Source organism: Pseudomonas sp. A-RE-22 (assembly GCF_019956035.1).
GTDB lineage: Bacteria > Pseudomonadota > Gammaproteobacteria > Pseudomonadales > Pseudomonadaceae > Aquipseudomonas > Aquipseudomonas brassicacearum.
Genome location: NZ_JAHBCZ010000035.1, coordinates 14,371 through 29,488 on the forward strand (window position 1 = coordinate 14,371; position 15,118 = coordinate 29,488).

12 protein-coding genes are annotated in these 15,118 nt (G+C 60.1%); 8 read left to right on the forward strand and 4 right to left on the reverse strand.

What is annotated here, in order from left to right; genetic code table 11:
- Positions 1 to 113 precede the first annotated feature (113 nt).
- On the reverse strand, positions 114 to 4,946 hold the full coding sequence (locus KGA89_RS18410) for a dermonecrotic toxin domain-containing protein (protein WP_223472226.1): 4,833 nt from the start codon (positions 4,944 to 4,946) through the stop codon (positions 114 to 116).
- A 233-nt stretch (positions 4,947 to 5,179) separates the two neighbouring features.
- Here KGA89_RS18410 and KGA89_RS18415 point away from each other — a divergent pair, with 233 nt between their 5' ends.
- Complete coding sequence (locus KGA89_RS18415) at positions 5,180 to 6,211, forward strand: Ldh family oxidoreductase (protein ID WP_003202125.1); 1,032 nt, start codon at positions 5,180 to 5,182, stop codon at positions 6,209 to 6,211.
- A gap of 100 nt (positions 6,212 to 6,311) precedes the next feature.
- Positions 6,312 to 7,025, forward strand: coding sequence for a GntR family transcriptional regulator (locus tag KGA89_RS18420; protein ID WP_003202123.1), 714 nt, complete (start codon positions 6,312 to 6,314; stop codon positions 7,023 to 7,025).
- A gap of 150 nt (positions 7,026 to 7,175) precedes the next feature.
- On the opposite strand, the gene KGA89_RS18425 is transcribed toward KGA89_RS18420, so the two are convergent.
- The 3 genes from KGA89_RS18425 to KGA89_RS18435 form a co-directional block, all read right to left on the reverse strand.
- Positions 7,176 to 8,126, reverse strand: a complete 951-nt coding sequence (locus KGA89_RS18425) for a PDR/VanB family oxidoreductase (protein ID WP_223472227.1) — start codon at positions 8,124 to 8,126, stop codon at positions 7,176 to 7,178.
- Entirely contained in the window at positions 8,123 to 9,208 is a 1,086-nt protein-coding gene (locus KGA89_RS18430; protein WP_028236844.1) for an aromatic ring-hydroxylating oxygenase subunit alpha, read from the reverse strand. The genes KGA89_RS18425 and KGA89_RS18430 overlap by 4 nt, the downstream gene beginning before the upstream one ends.
- Before the next feature lie 138 nt (positions 9,209 to 9,346).
- A complete protein-coding gene (locus tag KGA89_RS18435; protein WP_223472228.1) occupies positions 9,347 to 10,252 on the reverse strand; it encodes a LysR substrate-binding domain-containing protein in 906 nt (301 codons plus the stop codon).
- Between the two features lie 157 nt (positions 10,253 to 10,409).
- Here KGA89_RS18435 and KGA89_RS18440 point away from each other — a divergent pair, with 157 nt between their 5' ends.
- From KGA89_RS18440 to KGA89_RS18465, 6 genes are all read left to right on the forward strand, one after another.
- The gene (locus tag KGA89_RS18440; RefSeq protein WP_013693424.1) at positions 10,410 to 11,534 is read left to right on the forward strand and encodes an NAD(P)/FAD-dependent oxidoreductase; all 1,125 of its coding nucleotides are present in this window, start codon (positions 10,410 to 10,412) and stop codon (positions 11,532 to 11,534) included.
- Entirely contained in the window at positions 11,524 to 11,853 is a 330-nt protein-coding gene (locus KGA89_RS18445) for a (2Fe-2S)-binding protein (RefSeq protein ID WP_003202113.1), read from the forward strand. Before KGA89_RS18440 ends, KGA89_RS18445 begins: the two co-directional genes overlap by 11 nt.
- The gene (locus KGA89_RS18450; RefSeq protein ID WP_223472229.1) at positions 11,846 to 13,219 is read left to right on the forward strand and encodes an NAD(P)/FAD-dependent oxidoreductase; all 1,374 of its coding nucleotides are present in this window, start codon (positions 11,846 to 11,848) and stop codon (positions 13,217 to 13,219) included. The genes KGA89_RS18445 and KGA89_RS18450 overlap by 8 nt, the downstream gene beginning before the upstream one ends.
- Complete coding sequence (locus KGA89_RS18455) at positions 13,216 to 13,566, forward strand: RidA family protein (RefSeq protein ID WP_003202108.1); 351 nt, start codon at positions 13,216 to 13,218, stop codon at positions 13,564 to 13,566. Before KGA89_RS18450 ends, KGA89_RS18455 begins: the two co-directional genes overlap by 4 nt.
- Positions 13,567 to 13,710: 144 nt before the next feature.
- Positions 13,711 to 14,493, forward strand: coding sequence for an ABC transporter substrate-binding protein (locus KGA89_RS18460; RefSeq protein WP_003202106.1), 783 nt, complete (start codon positions 13,711 to 13,713; stop codon positions 14,491 to 14,493).
- Positions 14,494 to 14,550: 57 nt separating this feature from the next.
- Entirely contained in the window at positions 14,551 to 14,976 is a 426-nt protein-coding gene (locus KGA89_RS18465; RefSeq protein WP_003202104.1) for a GlcG/HbpS family heme-binding protein, read from the forward strand.
- Positions 14,977 to 15,118: the final 142 nt, after the last annotated feature.

Consider the following 15,118-nt stretch of genomic DNA (forward strand, 5'->3'; position numbering starts at 1 on the left):
CCGAGAACAGCCGTCATGGCGTTTACGCATCAATGAGCCTTTTTTTCTCAAACATTCGTCGTGGCCTACCGTCGCATACATTGCGTGAAAAAAAGATCAACCACTCAAACCCTTCACGGCACGGCAATTTGCCGTGATGGAGTGGAGTCGAGTTGGCGTCCCAATTCACAAATCAAGAGCGTGAGCGAGTCGGCGTTGCGAAGTATGACGTCGATGCGCTTGTCCGGCAAAATCGGATCGAGAAAATCATCACGCGCGTTATCCATGGTTCTGGCGCCGGTTATCTTCAGGATTTCCCGGGTGGTTTGCCGGTATCCAGGCAACAGCTCCAGCTTCTTGTAGGTGTTATCCGTGCTGTCCCATTGCGTGAACAGTTTTGACTTTGGCGTGGTCAATGAAAGCCCGTTGAGTTGCAGGTCCTTTTGCTTGTCGTATTGCAACTTTCCGGCGTAAGTCACTGTTGAAATCAAATCGAGAAATGGCAGTGCGGCGTCCAGGTAGATGATGTCGAACGTATTGAACAACTGATGGGAAATTTCGTGAATGAAGGTCGCTCCCTGGGCATGTGCATCGACATTGAAGAACTCGGGTACGACGGCCTTGTACCAGTCCAAGCCCATGTCGAAAAAAAACTGCGTGATATAGATTCTTCCGACGGCTGCCGGCTCGAGTACGAAGGCGGTTGCTCGATCTTCCAGGTGCTTGAGGTTGCCGATCACGATGCGGTCGGCATTCTGGAGCGCCCAGGATGGATCGGCCAACGCCCGGCATATAGGCGAGATCGCCGCCTCTATCTTGCCGATAAGACTCGCATCGACGCTGTTGACCCCAAAAAACAATCTCAGGAAATTATCCAGCCGAGAGCCCACAAGTGGTTGTCGCTTGAATTGATCAAAGTTGTGAAGGGCGTTGAATGAATAGAACCTCGCGGTCTCCAGTGCCTGCATAATTGCATTTGCACGATACGGATATTTCCTGCGTATCTCAGCCATGCCCCTTGCTTCGATATTCAGTGAACCCTTGGCCTTGAAGTCGCTGTAGGTGACGGCCATCTTCGAGCCGGCTTTACCGAAGCGGATGGTCTGGCGTTGTGGATCGAGTGCCCATGTCCGGCCGTCAGGCGACTTTCTCAATAACGGCCCCTCTGCGTGCTCATGCACGATTCGCCAGGTTTGGCCGGCTTTCGCTACTTGGAAGACTTTGCCGGCGAGGGGGATGTACAGCCTGCCGTTTTCCAGTGCCTTGTAGGTTCCGTCGATCAGGTCCAGTTGCAGGTCCGACAGGCTGATGCCCATGGCCTCGAAAACCCTCAAGTCGGTTCGGATCTGGGCGGTGGAAGCGATGTCCTTCCAGCGATAGGCCAACGTAGCGCCTTGGGAGAGAGGTTCAACGGGATCGAGCAGGCCGAATGTGTCTTCGCGGTTCATCAGGCCCAGCGACACCATCTCCGCGGCGCCAGCGATAAAGTCGTGCAGGCCTGTTCTCCAGTCATGTTGCTGCAAGGCTTCGGCTGAAGCCTTGAAGTCCTGGTAGCTTTCCCAAAGCGTTTCGATAAAAGTCAGTTTGCCCGACAACTGTCCCCCGACCAACTTGATGCCGGAGCTGAGCAGGTGCAGGACCGTTCCCCAGTCAAACTGTCGATTTTCATTGGTTTGTGCGGTCAGCATGTCCGATAACAATGCTGCGTTGTCGTCGAACAATGTGTCGAGCAGGTTGGTCTGGATAGGGTTCGAGGCCAGGGTGATTTCCGATCGCTGCCCGAGCGTGGCGGCGAACAGGTGCTTGAATGTGGACTGCTGGTGCTCGGGAAGCCGGCGAATCAGCAGGTCCTGAAGTATCCCTGGCGTATTGAATGCGGCAATGACGCTCTTTTCATCCTTGAATTCGGTGAGGTGATCCCCCTCATGGTAGGGCGAATACAGGACTTGAGGACTTGTCGCATCGACGCTCGAACCGATCAAGTAGAGCCCCTGCACTTTGACCGGTACGGCACCGTCGGTCTTGATCAACTCCAGCGGGCGAATAAACGCGTTGGCGCCGTCAACGGCTTTGCGAGCGACGGCATCGGGCATGTCCACCACCTGACGGATCAAATCAAAGGCCAGGGGGGAAAGGTGTTGTTGCAGATAGCGTGCGTGAGCGTATTGCAGCAACTGCCAGGGCATTTGTTGGCGGAAGGCCGCTTTCCTTTGCCGGGCCTGCGCAGTGGTGCCGGACAGTTTCTGCGCCACCTGATTTTTAAAGTCGGTGGAGATATCCAACGAAGACAGCATCTGCCGGACGGTGATCTCGTTCAGGCCGTCCGGCAGTTTCTGCGTGGACGTTGAAGAAACCTTGAATCCTTCCCGGGTCACTTCGATGTGATGCATGGCGAAGTCGGTTAGCGAACTGGCCGGCCCGACGATGGCAAGGTTCGGTGTGATCTGGATGGTGTCGGGGTCAAGGTTGTTTGCGGCGAAGCGTGCGCTCAGCAGCGCTTTCAGTTTATTACGCACATAGGTGCGCAGCGGCTCGATACCGTCCAGATAGTCCTTGCCATCGACCACGCTGTTTTTATATTGCTCAAGCAACTCGACGTGCAGGCGTTGATCGTCAAGTGCCGCTGTACCGAGCCAGGCGGGGAGTTGCTGTTGCTGCTTGTTGGCCTGGGCAATGTGTGAGGCGCGCTCGAGGTTGGTGGGCGCGCCTTTGTTCAGCAATGCCTGAAGGCTTCTCGACAGTGCCTTGCCGGTCAGTTGCCAGCTCCCGGCCTTCAAGGTGCTCAGATAAGCATGCTCGGCCTCAAAGTGTTTGATGAACGAATTCATCCGATTCACCAGCACGTTGCCCTCGATCAGCTCATACGCCTGGAGTTGATAATGCCCATGAGGTTGGCGTTGTGCCGGCGTGAGATTAGCGAGCAAACCAAAGCGTTTCCGGGAGTCGAGCAGGTGTCGATTCAATTGCTGGGTGGCAACTTCAACAGACGAAAACGCCTGCAAGCCATCGGCGGGCGTCCAGAGGATTGCCATGCCCGAATAGGGGGTGTCGAGGCCTCCGCGTTCAGTTAATAAAAAGCAGTTGGCAAGGGGTAGATAAACCGTTCGACCATCTTCGCTACAAGCCAGCGTCAATGAATAGACATCCGGCCGAAAGCCCCTGACGCCTATCCGTTGTGCGCGGTCCGGGTATTCTGAATCGTAGGCAAAAACCGCTCTGATCAGGTCATTCGCAATCGACGGCAGGCTCGCGTTAAGTTCCCTGAGTTCGGCCTCGGCACGTATCCCCAAGGAAAAAACATTGGTCAGTTCAGCCAGTAATTGCTTGAGCCCATTGCGCAGCGAAACGTTGTGGGAGGTCGGCAACCGGGTAAAGAGGTTATCGAAAGCCGCTTCGACATCGGTGTAACTCTTGACCTTTCTTTGCATCTGATCAGCCATGAAGTTGGACGGGCGCAGACTTCCATGAAAAGCGGGATGAGTGCCCCAGTGTCCGGCAGTAGGCTGGTCCAACAGGCTTTTGTTGATGAAGGTGCGTATATCCAACGCCTTGTCGATGAGCGGGTGGATATCGACATCGCCCTGGCGAGACATTTCCAGTGCGTAATGAAGATTATTCTTCTGTTTTTCGATGATGGTATTCGCCAGGGATTCGGCCACTGGCAAATCCAGTGGCTTGCCCGAAAGCTGTGGCTCGTCAAACCGCAGGAAACGGTTGCGCTCTTCCAGGCTCAGCAGGCTATAGAGCGCTTCCTTTTGTGCGATGCTTGCGGGGTTACCGAACAGCGCAGCCTTGAAACCGAGATGGTTGTCTATTTTCTGAAGACCATGCATGGGCGTGTAGAGATAGTTGCCTTTGGCGCTGATCATCATGGAGCCTGCAAGTTCTACGAAGTGCGGCTCATATTCCCAGAGGCGAATCGTTTCGATGAACAGCAGTGTCTCGTCTCGACGGGAAGGTCTGAACAGCCGGAGCAGCTCACGACTTTGTTCCTCCGTCAGTTGTCTTTTTTCCCGCTCGACCAGGATGGTTGCCCAGAGTCCATCGTGGATGACTTGGGAAAGCAGTTTGCGTCGAGACATATAGAAGTGAGTCGTCGTGTTCTCCCAAAAGGCATCGAGGCAGCCGATGAGCGTCGGAATCAGTTTCCTGGCAACGTCCTTTATGATGTTTTCCCATTGCTGCGGGCTGTAGGACGATGCAAGTGTCCCCGGATGAGTCAGATCGATGTCATGCCCGACAGGCCAGCCCTGATGATGGAAATAGCCCAGGATGGCATCGCTCAGTGGGATGCTTTCGGTCACCTGGATGGCCCTTGGATTTCCCGGGCGAGCCCCCTTGCCGAAGGCCACGCGGATCTGTCGATGATCCAGGTCCGGCAGCGCCTCGTTCAAGATCTGGTCAAGCATTGATCTCAAGGAGGGCAACTTGATCAGTTCATTCACCATGGCCAGGGCGTTGAGGCTCTGGGCGTACTCGATGGATTCGAGCTGGGTCTTGAAAACATCCTCTTCGATGAGTTGCCGGGTCAGCCTGATGTTGGTGGTGCTGTTCAGTTCGCTGCGCTGGGAAATCGACAAGAGGCGGAACAGGTCGTCGCGTTGCGCGGTGTTCCGGCGCATGTGGTCAATCTGTTCTTCGAGGGAGGCCAGGTTGTCGAACTTTTTTATGCCACCTCTTGGCGTGTAGAGGAACACCGGGTGGGTGCTGGTTTCGGCGCTGTTCGACGAGGTGCTGAGGACAAAGCAGCCGGCCAGTGCAATGGGCGGTTTTTCATCGGCTTGCAACAGAATGGTTTCGGCGAACATCGGGGGTGTCTGCGCTGCGCGCTGGGTGTGGTCGGGCAGGGCGATGTGCTGCAACCAGTCGAGGTCTGCCTGCGTCAGACCGTGGGTGGCGGTCAATTCGTCCAGGCGATGGGGGGGCAATACCTCGGGAAATAAAAGTGGCGTGGTTTCAGTGAGCATCGTTGCTTCTCGATCAGGGCGCCTCAGAGCGGCGCGAACATGGAGGAAGCCGCCAGACTAGGCAACGATGAATGAGCAAAGGTGGTACATAGTTACCGCACGCTGGTTTCGACCTGCCAGGCCGGGCAAATGCCGCGGACAAGGATTGACAGTGCGCGCCTGAAACGGTGTTTAATCACCCGGCGGGTCCCTTTACGCTGTTGCTACCTCCAACAATCATTCTGGAGCTTCAGATGTCTGCGCCATCCGATCATGCCGCTTCTTGCACCTTGTCTTTCGATGCTCTGGTGAGCTTGCTGGAGAAAATTTTCCTGCGTCATGGCACGTCGACCGAAGTCGCTCGGTGCCTGGCTGAAAACTGCGCCGGGGCCGAGCGCGACGGTGCCCACAGCCATGGGGTATTTCGCATTCCCGGTTATGTCTCGACACTCGACAGCGGTTGGGTCAACGGCAAGGCCGTGCCAGTGGTCGAGGACGTCGCGTCAGGGTTTGTCGCCGTGGACGCCGGCAACGGGTTTGCCCAGCCCGCCCTGGCCGCAGCGCGTCCATTGCTGGTGGCGAAGGCCCGCAGCGCCGGCATTGCCATCCTGGCCATTCGCAACTCCCATCACTTTGCCGCCCTCTGGCCGGATGTCGAGCCGTTCGCCTATGAAGGCCTGGTGGCGTTGAGTGTGGTCAACAGCATGACGTGTGTGGTGCCCCATGGCGCGGACCGCCCATTGTTCGGCACCAATCCCATTGCCTTCGCCGCACCACGGGCTGACGGTGAGCCGATTGTTTTCGACCTCGCCACCAGCGCCATTGCCCACGGCGACGTACAGATTGCTGCACGCAAGGGCGAGTTGTTGCCGCCAGGAATGGGCGTGGACAGCCTTGGCCAGCCGACCCGCGACCCCAAGGCGATTCTCGAAGGTGGCGCGCTCCTGCCTTTTGGTGGGCACAAGGGCTCGGCGCTGTCGATGATGGTCGAATTGCTGGCGGCAGCCCTGACTGGCGGCAATTTTTCCTTCGAATTCGACTGGCACGACCACCCGGGCGCCAAGACCCCGTGGACCGGACAGTTGCTGATCGTGATCGACCCGAGCAAGACCGCCGGGCAAAACTTCGCCGAGCGCAGCCAGGAGTTGGTCAGGCAGATGCATGGCGTTGGGTTGCGGCGCTTGCCGGGAGACCGTCGCCATCGCGAACGCAGCAAATCCAATGAGCATGGGATTAGCCTGGACGAGCAGACCCTGGCGCAATTGCGCGAGTTGGCAGGGATTTGAACAACCCGCTGTGGCGGCCAGCCTGGCTGCCACTGCCTTGCCGTGACACGCTGCGCCAAGCCTTCTACTATGACGGCTTCTTTTCTGTGGAATCGCCTGGATGAGTAAGCCCGGCCAAACGGTGCTGGTTGCGCTGCGCAAGATGATCGCCTCGGGCGAGTTGGCCGCTGGCGAGCGCTTGATGGAAATACCTACGGCCGAGCTGTTCGGCGTTTCGCGCATGCCGGTGCGCATGGCGTTCCGAACCCTGGAGCAGGAAGGGTTGCTGGTGCGCTTCGGCGGACGAGGTTTCCAGGTGCGTTCGGTCAGTGCCGAGCAGATCGCCGGGGCGGTGGAGGTGCGTGGCGTGCTGGAAGGCCTGGCGGCACGGCAGACAGCCGAGCACGGCTTGTCTGAAGAAGCCCGCGCGATACTCGAGCAATGCCTGGTGCAGGGCGATGAACTGTTCGCCAAGGGCTATGTGACCGAGGACGACCTGGAGGTCTATCACGACCTCAACATGCGTTTTCACCAAGTGATCGTCGAAGGCAGCCACAACCCGGCGATTGCCGATGCCCTGGCCCGCAACGATCATTTGCCATTCGCCTCAGTCACCGCCCTGGCGGTGGATCGCCAGAACATGGCCGGCGAATTTCGCCGCTTCAACTATGCCCATATGCAACACCACTCGGTGTTCGACGCCCTGATCAACCGCCAGAGCGGCCGCGCCGAGGCAATCATGCGCGAGCATGCCAACGCGACCCTGCGCTACGCCGAAGTGTTCGGCTCGACGCTGGCTGACGAGCGGATGACGGTGATTCTGCGCTCGGAGTAACCCGCCCGGTTGCAGGTAACAGCTGGATTGCCATTCACCACAAATCCCCCTGTGGGAGCGAGCTTGCTCGCGATAGCGGGTTTGTCAGTCACCATCAATGCTGCAGAACCGACGCCATCGCGAGCAGGCTCGCTCCCACAATGTCCGGTGTTAGAGGTCCAGTACTAAGACGGGTGTCTTGGACCTGGAGCAACACGGCGTGAACTGGTCGTTGCTGGCCTGTTCAGCCTCGGTCAGGAACATGTCCCGATGCTCCGGCACACCTTCCAGTACACGCGTCAGGCAGGTGCCACAGACACCTTGTTCGCACGAGATCGGAATCTCGATGCCATGGCTTTCCAACACCTGCACCACACTGCGGTCCGTCGGCACGTCGAACACTTGGCCGCTGCGGGCCAGTTTGACCGAAAAGCTGCCATCGGCGCGGGTGTCGGTAGGGGCGGCGGCGAAGTATTCGCGGTGCAGGCAGGCTTCCTGCCAGCCCTGGTTCTTGGCGGTGTCGAGGACGTGTTGCATGAATCCGCCAGGGCCGCAGACGTAGAGGTGCACGTCGTCACCGGGCGCGGCCAGCACCCTGGCGGCGTCCAGCAGGGTTTCAGGTTCTTCATCGAAATGCAGGAAGACCCGGTCGGCATAAGGAGACTGGCGCAGGCGCTCGACAAAGGCCGCGCGGTCGCGGGCGCGGGCGCAGTAATGCAGCTCGAACGCTGCACCGCTCTGGGCCAGGTGCTCGGCCATGCACAGGATCGGCGTAATGCCGATGCCGCCGGCAAACAGCAGGCTGCGGCGGGCTTGCGGGGCGAGAGCGAACAGGTTGCGCGGCTCGCTGATGTGCAAGCGCATACCTGGTTGGATCAGCTCATGCAGGCTGCGCGAACCACCGCGGGATGTCGGGTCCTTGAGCACGCCGATGAGATAGCGATGCCGCTCCTCGGGGTGGTTGCACAGCGAGTACTGGCGAATCAGCCCGCCGGGCAAGTGCACATCGATATGGGCGCCGGCGGTGAAGGCCGGCAGCGGCTCACCATCGACACGCGTCAATTCGTAGCTGCAGATATCGAGGGCTTCGTTGTGTCGCGCCGCGACCTGAACTTCGATCATGGCCGTTGCTCCGCCAGCTGTGGTTGATGGCTGCTGGCGATCAACCCGGCCTGTGCTTCCCGTTCCCGTGCAATCCAGCGCTCCAGTACCCGGCGAGACTGTACGCCGCCCGCGTCGATGTTGAGCTTGAGCAGGTTGCGTTGCGGATGGTCCAGCAGGTTTCGCTGTTGGCGTTCGAGCATTTCCAGGTCTTCGCTGAAAATCTTGCCTTGGCCTTCGCGAATGGACGCGGTAAGTGCTTCATCCTGTGGTTGGAAGTGCCGGGCCATGCCCCAGAAGTACCAGATCGACGTCTCGGTTTCGGGCGTGATGAAATCCACCACGATGCTCGACGCCTTGAATTGCGGCGCGGCGTGATAACCGCCGTTGCCGGCATGGGCCACGCCGACTTCGATCAGCACATGGCTGGGCGGGGTGAAACGGCAGATCTGCCAGCGATCCACCGGCACGTCATCGGCCAGGTTGTTGCCGCGCAAGGCCATGCGCCAGAATGGCGGGGCCATGATGTTTTCCATGTGCCGGGCGGTGACCACTTCATCGCCGTCGACCGTGGTCACCGGCGGCGCCTCGTCGATTTCCTTCTGGCCGATGCTCGAGGCGTGGACGTAGGTTTCGTGGGTCAGGTCCATCAGGTTGTCGATCATCAGGCGATAGTCGCACTGGATATGGAACAGGCCGCCACCGTAGGCCCATTCATCGCTTTCGGCCCATTCCAGATGATGGATCAGCGCCGGGTCGGCCAGCGCCTGGTCACCGGGCCAGACCCAGATGAACCCATGCCGTTCCTGTACCGCAAAGGTCTTGTTGCAGGGGAAGCCTCGTACCCGTTGCCCCGGCATCTCGACAGTCTTGCCGTCGCAGCCCATCACCAAGCCGTGATAGCCGCACACCAGGTTGCCGTTTTCGACATAACCCAAGGAGAGCGGGGCGCCGCGATGGGGGCAGAAGTCTTCCACCGCCGCGACCTTGCCTTCATGCCCCCGGTAAAAAACCATCTTCTCACCACAGATCTGGCGACCCAGGGGTTTGTCGGCGATTTCATCGGGGGTGCAGGCAACGTACCAGGCATTTTTGGGGTACATGAGGGATCTCCAGGCGGATGTTGTTCTTGTCTGTGGATCCATTAACTCTCTTAACTAATTTATTTGTCAACGGTATTGCCGGAAAAATGGCCGATTTATCTGATCAGTGGATCCATTGGTGGGCGATTGGCGGTCACATCAGAACCGATAGGCCGCCGGCACCTGTGCTTCGATGAACCGCTGCATGTGCTCCAGAAAGCTGGCGTGCAGCCTGGAAACCGGCCCTTGGATGGGCAGGAGCATGCTGAAATCCATTTCTATCGCCGGTTCGAAGGCCCGGAAGACGATGCCCTGGCCGCGGTACTCGACGGCACTGATGGCATCCACAAGTGCCACGCCCTGGGCCTGTTCGACAAACGCGCACATGGGCAGCGAGAGTTGGGTTTCCAGGCGCAGTTCGCGGTCCACACCATGGGCGGCGAAGATCGCATCGATGTGCTGGCGCGAGGCAATCGACTGCGGGTAGGAAATGAACGGTTCGCCCTGCAAGTCTTCCGGGCGGATCGTCGCCTGGTTCTGCAAGCGATGGCCGGCGGGAAGGGCGCAGAGCATGCGCGTGGCCAGCAATTTTTCCGCGCGAGGGCTGGGGTACGTATTGGGCAGCACGATCAGGCCCAGGTCGCAGCGCTGGCCCACCACCAGGTCCACGACTTCCCGGGACGAATGCACCACCAGCGATATCTGCACTTGATCGTGTTCGGCCATGAACGCGGCAATTGCCCGGGGCACGAACGACAAACCCATGGCCGGTGCGCAGGCAATGTGCAGTGAACCGCGCTTGAGCGTGCGGATGTCCTGGGCGGTACGCGCAATGCGCTCCACGCCCAACAACGAACGCTGCACTTCCTGATACAGGGTCATGGCCTCGGCAGTGGGTTGCAGTCGCCCCTTGACCCGGTCGAACAGGCTGAAGCCGATGTCCTCTTCCAGGCTGGCGATCAGCCGTGTCGCCGCCGGCTGCGAGATGTGCAGCATTTCGGCGGCCCGGGTCACGGTCTGGCCCAGGATCACGGCGCGAAAGGCTTCCAACTGACGGAGGTTCATAGGCCAATCCAATCCATAACAAAAAGACATGAGGTTGCCAAAATAAAGCATTTTTCAAGGCGTTGTCATGGCCCTAGGATCGAGCGCAACCACTTAATCCAGCCATGGGCCGGCTCTTGATTGAATGAGAAGCGCCGAAAACAGCGATAAGAAAGCCATGCAAAAAACTGATGTCATTGTCGTAGGAGGTGGCCTGGTGGGGATGTCCATCGCCTTTGGGCTGGCCTTGCTCGGGCGCCAGGTGAGCGTGCTCGACGAAGGCGACGACGCCATCCGCGCTGCCCGGGGCAACTTTGGGTTGCTTTGGGTCCAGGGCAAGGGCTACCGGATGAGCCCTTATGCGCAATGGACGCGGGAATCGGTGGCGCTCTGGCCTCGATTCGCTGCGGCGTTGCAAGCCGATACCGGCATCGACGTCCACCTGCGCCAACAGGGTGGCTTCCAGTTGTGCCTGAGCGACGTGGAAATGGCCGAGGAAAGTCATCGGCTGGGTTGGCTGCGTGACGCCTTTGCTGGCGACTACCCCTTTGAACTGCTGGACGCCACGCAACTGCGCGCCCGCTTGCCCGGCATTGGGCCTGATGTAGTGGGCGGCTGTTTTTCGCCCATGGACGGCCACGTCAACCCGCTCAAGCTGCTGCGCTCGCTCTACGCCGCCTGCCAGGCTCGCGGGGTCAAGCTCATCAACGGTCATCACGTCGAGGCTATCGACACGGGCACCAAGGGCTTCGAACTGCGGGCAGGAGAGCAGCGCTGGGCTGCCCGCCAGGTGGTCCTGGCCGCTGGCCTCGGCAATCGGACGCTGGGGGCCAGGGTAGGGTTGGACGTGCCGGTGCAGCCGAACCGTGGGCAGATTCTGGTCACCGAGCGGCTTGAGCCATTTCTGCAGTACCCCACTACGTATGTCCGCCAGACCGACGAGGGCACGCTGCAACTGGGTGATTCCCACGAGTCAACGGGCTTCGATGACGGCACCGGCAGCCAGGTCATGGCGGCTATTGCCCGGCGCGCGGTGCAGTGTTTTCCGCGGTTGGGCCAGGTACGACTGGTGCGGGCCTGGGGGGCGTTGCGGGTGATGAGCGCCGATGGCTTTCCGATCTACGAAATGCCCCAGGGCTGCCCGGGGCTGTCGATTGTCAGTTGCCACAGTGGTGTGACGCTGGCCGCCGCCCACGCCTTGCGCCTGGCGCCCTGGATCGCCGGCGAATTCGATGACCCGGCGGTGAAGCCATTCGGGCTGCACCGTTTCAACCTGCAAACAGAGGTGCGCCATGTCGGCTGACAGTCTGTTCCGGCCACTGGCTTCGGAAGATCACACCGTGCATATCGAATTCGAAGGCAGACTGCTCACGGTACCTGCCGAGGTATCCCTGGCGGCGGCGCTGTTGGCCTGTGGCATTCGCCACACCCGCGAAAGCGCGATCAACGGTCGCCCCGGTGCCCCTTATTGCATGATGGGCGCGTGCTTCGAATGCCTGGTCGAGGTGGACGGACAAGCCAATGCCCAGGCTTGCCTGGTGCCGGTGCGCTCCGGCATGCGCGTGCGTCGCCAACGCGGAGCCGCTTGCCTTGCACCGTGGCAGGAGGGCGGCGATGAGTAATGCAGTCATCGACCTGATCATCATCGGCGCGGGTCCGGCGGGAATGAGCGCTGCGCTCGAAGCCAGGGCCCACGGCCTGTCGGTCGTCGTGCTGGATGAACAGGCCAGCCCGGGTGGGCAGATTTATCGCCAGGTGCTCCAGGCTGACGCGCGCCTACGCGCCGTGTTGGGTGACGACTACGTGGCCGGGGCGAAATTGGCCGCCGACTTTTTGCAATGCGGTGCCCGCTATCTGCCCAACGCAGCCATCTGGCAGGTGACGCCGCAGCGTCAGGTGCACTACCTGTTCGAGGGGCGTGCCGAAGTCTTGCAAGGGCGCCATCTGTTGATTGCCACGGGGGCCTTCGAACGGCCGATGCCGATTCCCGGTTGGACCTTGCCGGGCGTCATGACCGCAGGGGCCGGGCAGATCCTGCTCAAGAGCGCTGCCATGGTGCCGGCCACTCCAGTGGTGCTGGCCGGGTGTGGTCCATTGCTCTACTTGCTGGCGGTGCAATACCTGCGCGCCGGGATCGCGCTTGAAGCCCTGGTGGATACGAGCCATCGAAGCGATCTGCTGCGGGCCTGGCGGCAAGTGCCCAGTGCGCTGCGCGGCTGGCGCGACCTGCTCAAAGGACTGGGGCTGCTGACGGAGCTCAAGCGTGCCGGCATCCAGCATTTTCGCGGTGCTTGCAACCTGCAGGTTGACGGCACGGATCGGGCCTGCGCCTTGAGCTTCGACAGTCAAGGCCGCTCGCAGCGCATTCGCGCCGATTTGATTCTGTTGCATCAAGGCGTGGTGCCGAACACCCAGGTCAGTTGGTCGTTGCGTCTGGAGCATGACTGGAATGAACAGCAACTGTGCTGGATTACGCGCCGCAATCAATGGGGTGAAAGCAGTGTGCCGGGCATTTTTATCGCCGGTGACGGTGGCGCCATCGGCGGGGCCCAGGTGGCGCAATTGGAGGGGCGCCTGGTCGCGTTGGCCATCGCCGGCCAGCCGGCGCACGCGCGCGCTCTGCAGCGGCTGTTACGCCGCGCCCGCGCCGCACGGCCTCTGCTCGACACCCTGTATCGCCCCCGGTCCCAGAATCGCATCCCCGCTGATGACGTCACGGTGTGCCGCTGCGAAGAGGTCAGTGCTGGCGACATTCGCCGTTACGTCGATTTGGGTTGCCTGGGTCCCAACCAGACCAAGGCCTTCGGCCGTTGCGGCATGGGCCCGTGCCAGGGGCGCCAATGCGGTCTGAGCGTCACTGAAATCATCGCCGAACGCCGCCACGTGCCACCAGCCGAGGTGGGCTATTACCGCATCCGTTCGCCCCTCAAACCCATCACGCTCGCCCAATTGGCCGGCGAGCGTCTTTTCGTCGAGGAACCTTCATGAGTATTCAACGCATCGAAAGCAACCCACGCCTGAGCCGCAGTGTCGTGCACAACGGCGTGGCCTGGCTCAGCGGCGTCGTGGCCACCGATTGCAGTCAGGACATCCAGGGCCAGACCCGTCAGGTGCTGCAGCGGATCGATGAGCTGCTGGCCGCGTCTGGCAGCGACAAGCACAGGCTGCTCAGTGTGCAGATCTGGATGAAGGACATGGGCCGGGATTTCGCCGCGATGAACGCGCTGTGGAGCGAGTGGGTCGATGTCTCGCAGACGCCAGCGCGGGCCACGGCCCAGGTGGCATTCGACGACCCGGAAATTTTGCTGGAGCTGATTGTCACGGCGGCGGTCTGAGGCCGTCGGCCGGATCACCGTTGTGCTGTCACCGGGCAGGCGACCACCAGAGTGACCGCTCGGGCTTGTTCACATTGCTGCTGCCATAACGGACGACTTCTGTGGAGCGTCCGAAATCAATAACATCGCATCTGGAGCAAATGAATGAACGTTAAACGCATCGCCTTGAAACTGGGCCTCGTCTCGCTGCTGGCTTTCGGTACGAGCCTGCAAGCCGCCGAGTCATCGTTGCGCATCGGCATTGAGGCGGCTTATCCGCCTTTTGCCTCGAAAACCCCGGACAACGCCATCGTCGGTTTCGACTACGACATCGGCCAGGCACTTTGTGCCGAGATGAAGGTCCGTTGTGTCTGGCAGGAACAGGAATTCGACGGTTTGATTCCAGCGCTCAAGGTGAAGAAGGTCGACGCGGTGATTTCCTCCATGTCCATCACCCCCGAGCGGTTGAAGTCGGTGGACTTCACCGATCGCTACTACCGCATCCCGGCGCGCCTGGTGTTTCGCAAGGGCAGTGGCATCAACGATATTCCGGCACAACTCAAAGGAAAGCGGATCGGGGTGCAGCGGGCGACCAACTTCGATCGCTATGTCACTGATCGCTTTGCCCCGGCGGGCGCCGAGGTAGTGCGCTATGGTTCGCAAAACGAAATATTCCTCGACCTGCTGGGCGGGCGCCTGGACGCGACCATGGCCAGTTCGGTAGTGATCGACGAGAGCCTGCTCAAGCGTCCAGAGGGCAAGGATTTCGAGTTTGTCGGTCCCAATTTCACCGAGGAACAATACTTCGGCACGGGCATCGGCATTGCGGTACGCAAGAACGATACGCTGGCGAGCCGCTTCAATCAGGCGCTGGCGACCATTCGCGCCAACGGCACTTACGACCGGATTCGCCAGAAGTACTTTGACTTCGATATCTACGGCGAATAATCCTCGGCCCGTGGGTTTTGTCTCGCGGGCTTGCTGTTGTACAACACGGAGTGATTCATGAAGACCAAAGCGGTACTCACTGAGCAGGACGTTGCGCAATTGCTAGTGGCGGCCAAGGAGCTGGCTCACCAGCGTCAATGGGCAGTGTCGGTCTGTGTGGTGGACGACGGTGGTCATCCCCTGGGGCTGCTGCGCCTGGACGATGCCTCGCCGTTGTCGGCCTACATCGCTACCGAAAAAGCCCGCACGGCCGCCATGGGGCGGCGTGATAGCAAGGTTTTCGAAGACATGATCAATGGTGGTCGTTACGCGTTTCTCAGCGCTCCGCACCTGCAGGGCATGCTTGAAGGAGGGGTGACCATTCGTCATGACGGCCAGTGCATTGGTGCCATCGGGGTGTCTGGGGTCAAGGCTGAGCAGGATGCTGAATTGGCTCGTTTGGCGGTGGAGACGGTGTTGCCAGCGATCACTCCGGATGCCTGAGGCGGCTATAAACCTGTGGGAGCGAGCTTGCTCGCGATGGCGGTGGATCAGTCACAGATGCATCTACATACCGAACGCCATCGCGAGCAGACCCAAACTCCACAAGGTGTGCACAAATCTTCCAGACACGCTCCTCATCGGC

Excerpts from the sequence above, each read along its gene's own strand:
- KGA89_RS18410 (WP_223472226.1), bottom strand. The coding sequence starts at position 4,946 with ATGCTCACTGAAACCACGCCACTTTTATTTCCCGAGGTATTGCCCCCC.
- KGA89_RS18415 (WP_003202125.1), top strand. The coding sequence starts at position 5,180 with ATGTCTGCGCCATCCGATCATGCCGCTTCTTGCACCTTGTCTTTCGAT.
- KGA89_RS18420 (WP_003202123.1), top strand. The coding sequence starts at position 6,312 with ATGAGTAAGCCCGGCCAAACGGTGCTGGTTGCGCTGCGCAAGATGATC.
- KGA89_RS18425 (WP_223472227.1), bottom strand. The coding sequence starts at position 8,126 with ATGATCGAAGTTCAGGTCGCGGCGCGACACAACGAAGCCCTCGATATC.
- KGA89_RS18430 (WP_028236844.1), bottom strand. The coding sequence starts at position 9,208 with ATGTACCCCAAAAATGCCTGGTACGTTGCCTGCACCCCCGATGAAATC.
- KGA89_RS18435 (WP_223472228.1), bottom strand. The coding sequence starts at position 10,252 with ATGAACCTCCGTCAGTTGGAAGCCTTTCGCGCCGTGATCCTGGGCCAG.
- KGA89_RS18440 (WP_013693424.1), top strand. The coding sequence starts at position 10,410 with ATGCAAAAAACTGATGTCATTGTCGTAGGAGGTGGCCTGGTGGGGATG.
- KGA89_RS18445 (WP_003202113.1), top strand. The coding sequence starts at position 11,524 with ATGTCGGCTGACAGTCTGTTCCGGCCACTGGCTTCGGAAGATCACACC.
- KGA89_RS18450 (WP_223472229.1), top strand. The coding sequence starts at position 11,846 with ATGAGTAATGCAGTCATCGACCTGATCATCATCGGCGCGGGTCCGGCG.
- KGA89_RS18455 (WP_003202108.1), top strand. The coding sequence starts at position 13,216 with ATGAGTATTCAACGCATCGAAAGCAACCCACGCCTGAGCCGCAGTGTC.
- KGA89_RS18460 (WP_003202106.1), top strand. The coding sequence starts at position 13,711 with ATGAACGTTAAACGCATCGCCTTGAAACTGGGCCTCGTCTCGCTGCTG.
- KGA89_RS18465 (WP_003202104.1), top strand. The coding sequence starts at position 14,551 with ATGAAGACCAAAGCGGTACTCACTGAGCAGGACGTTGCGCAATTGCTA.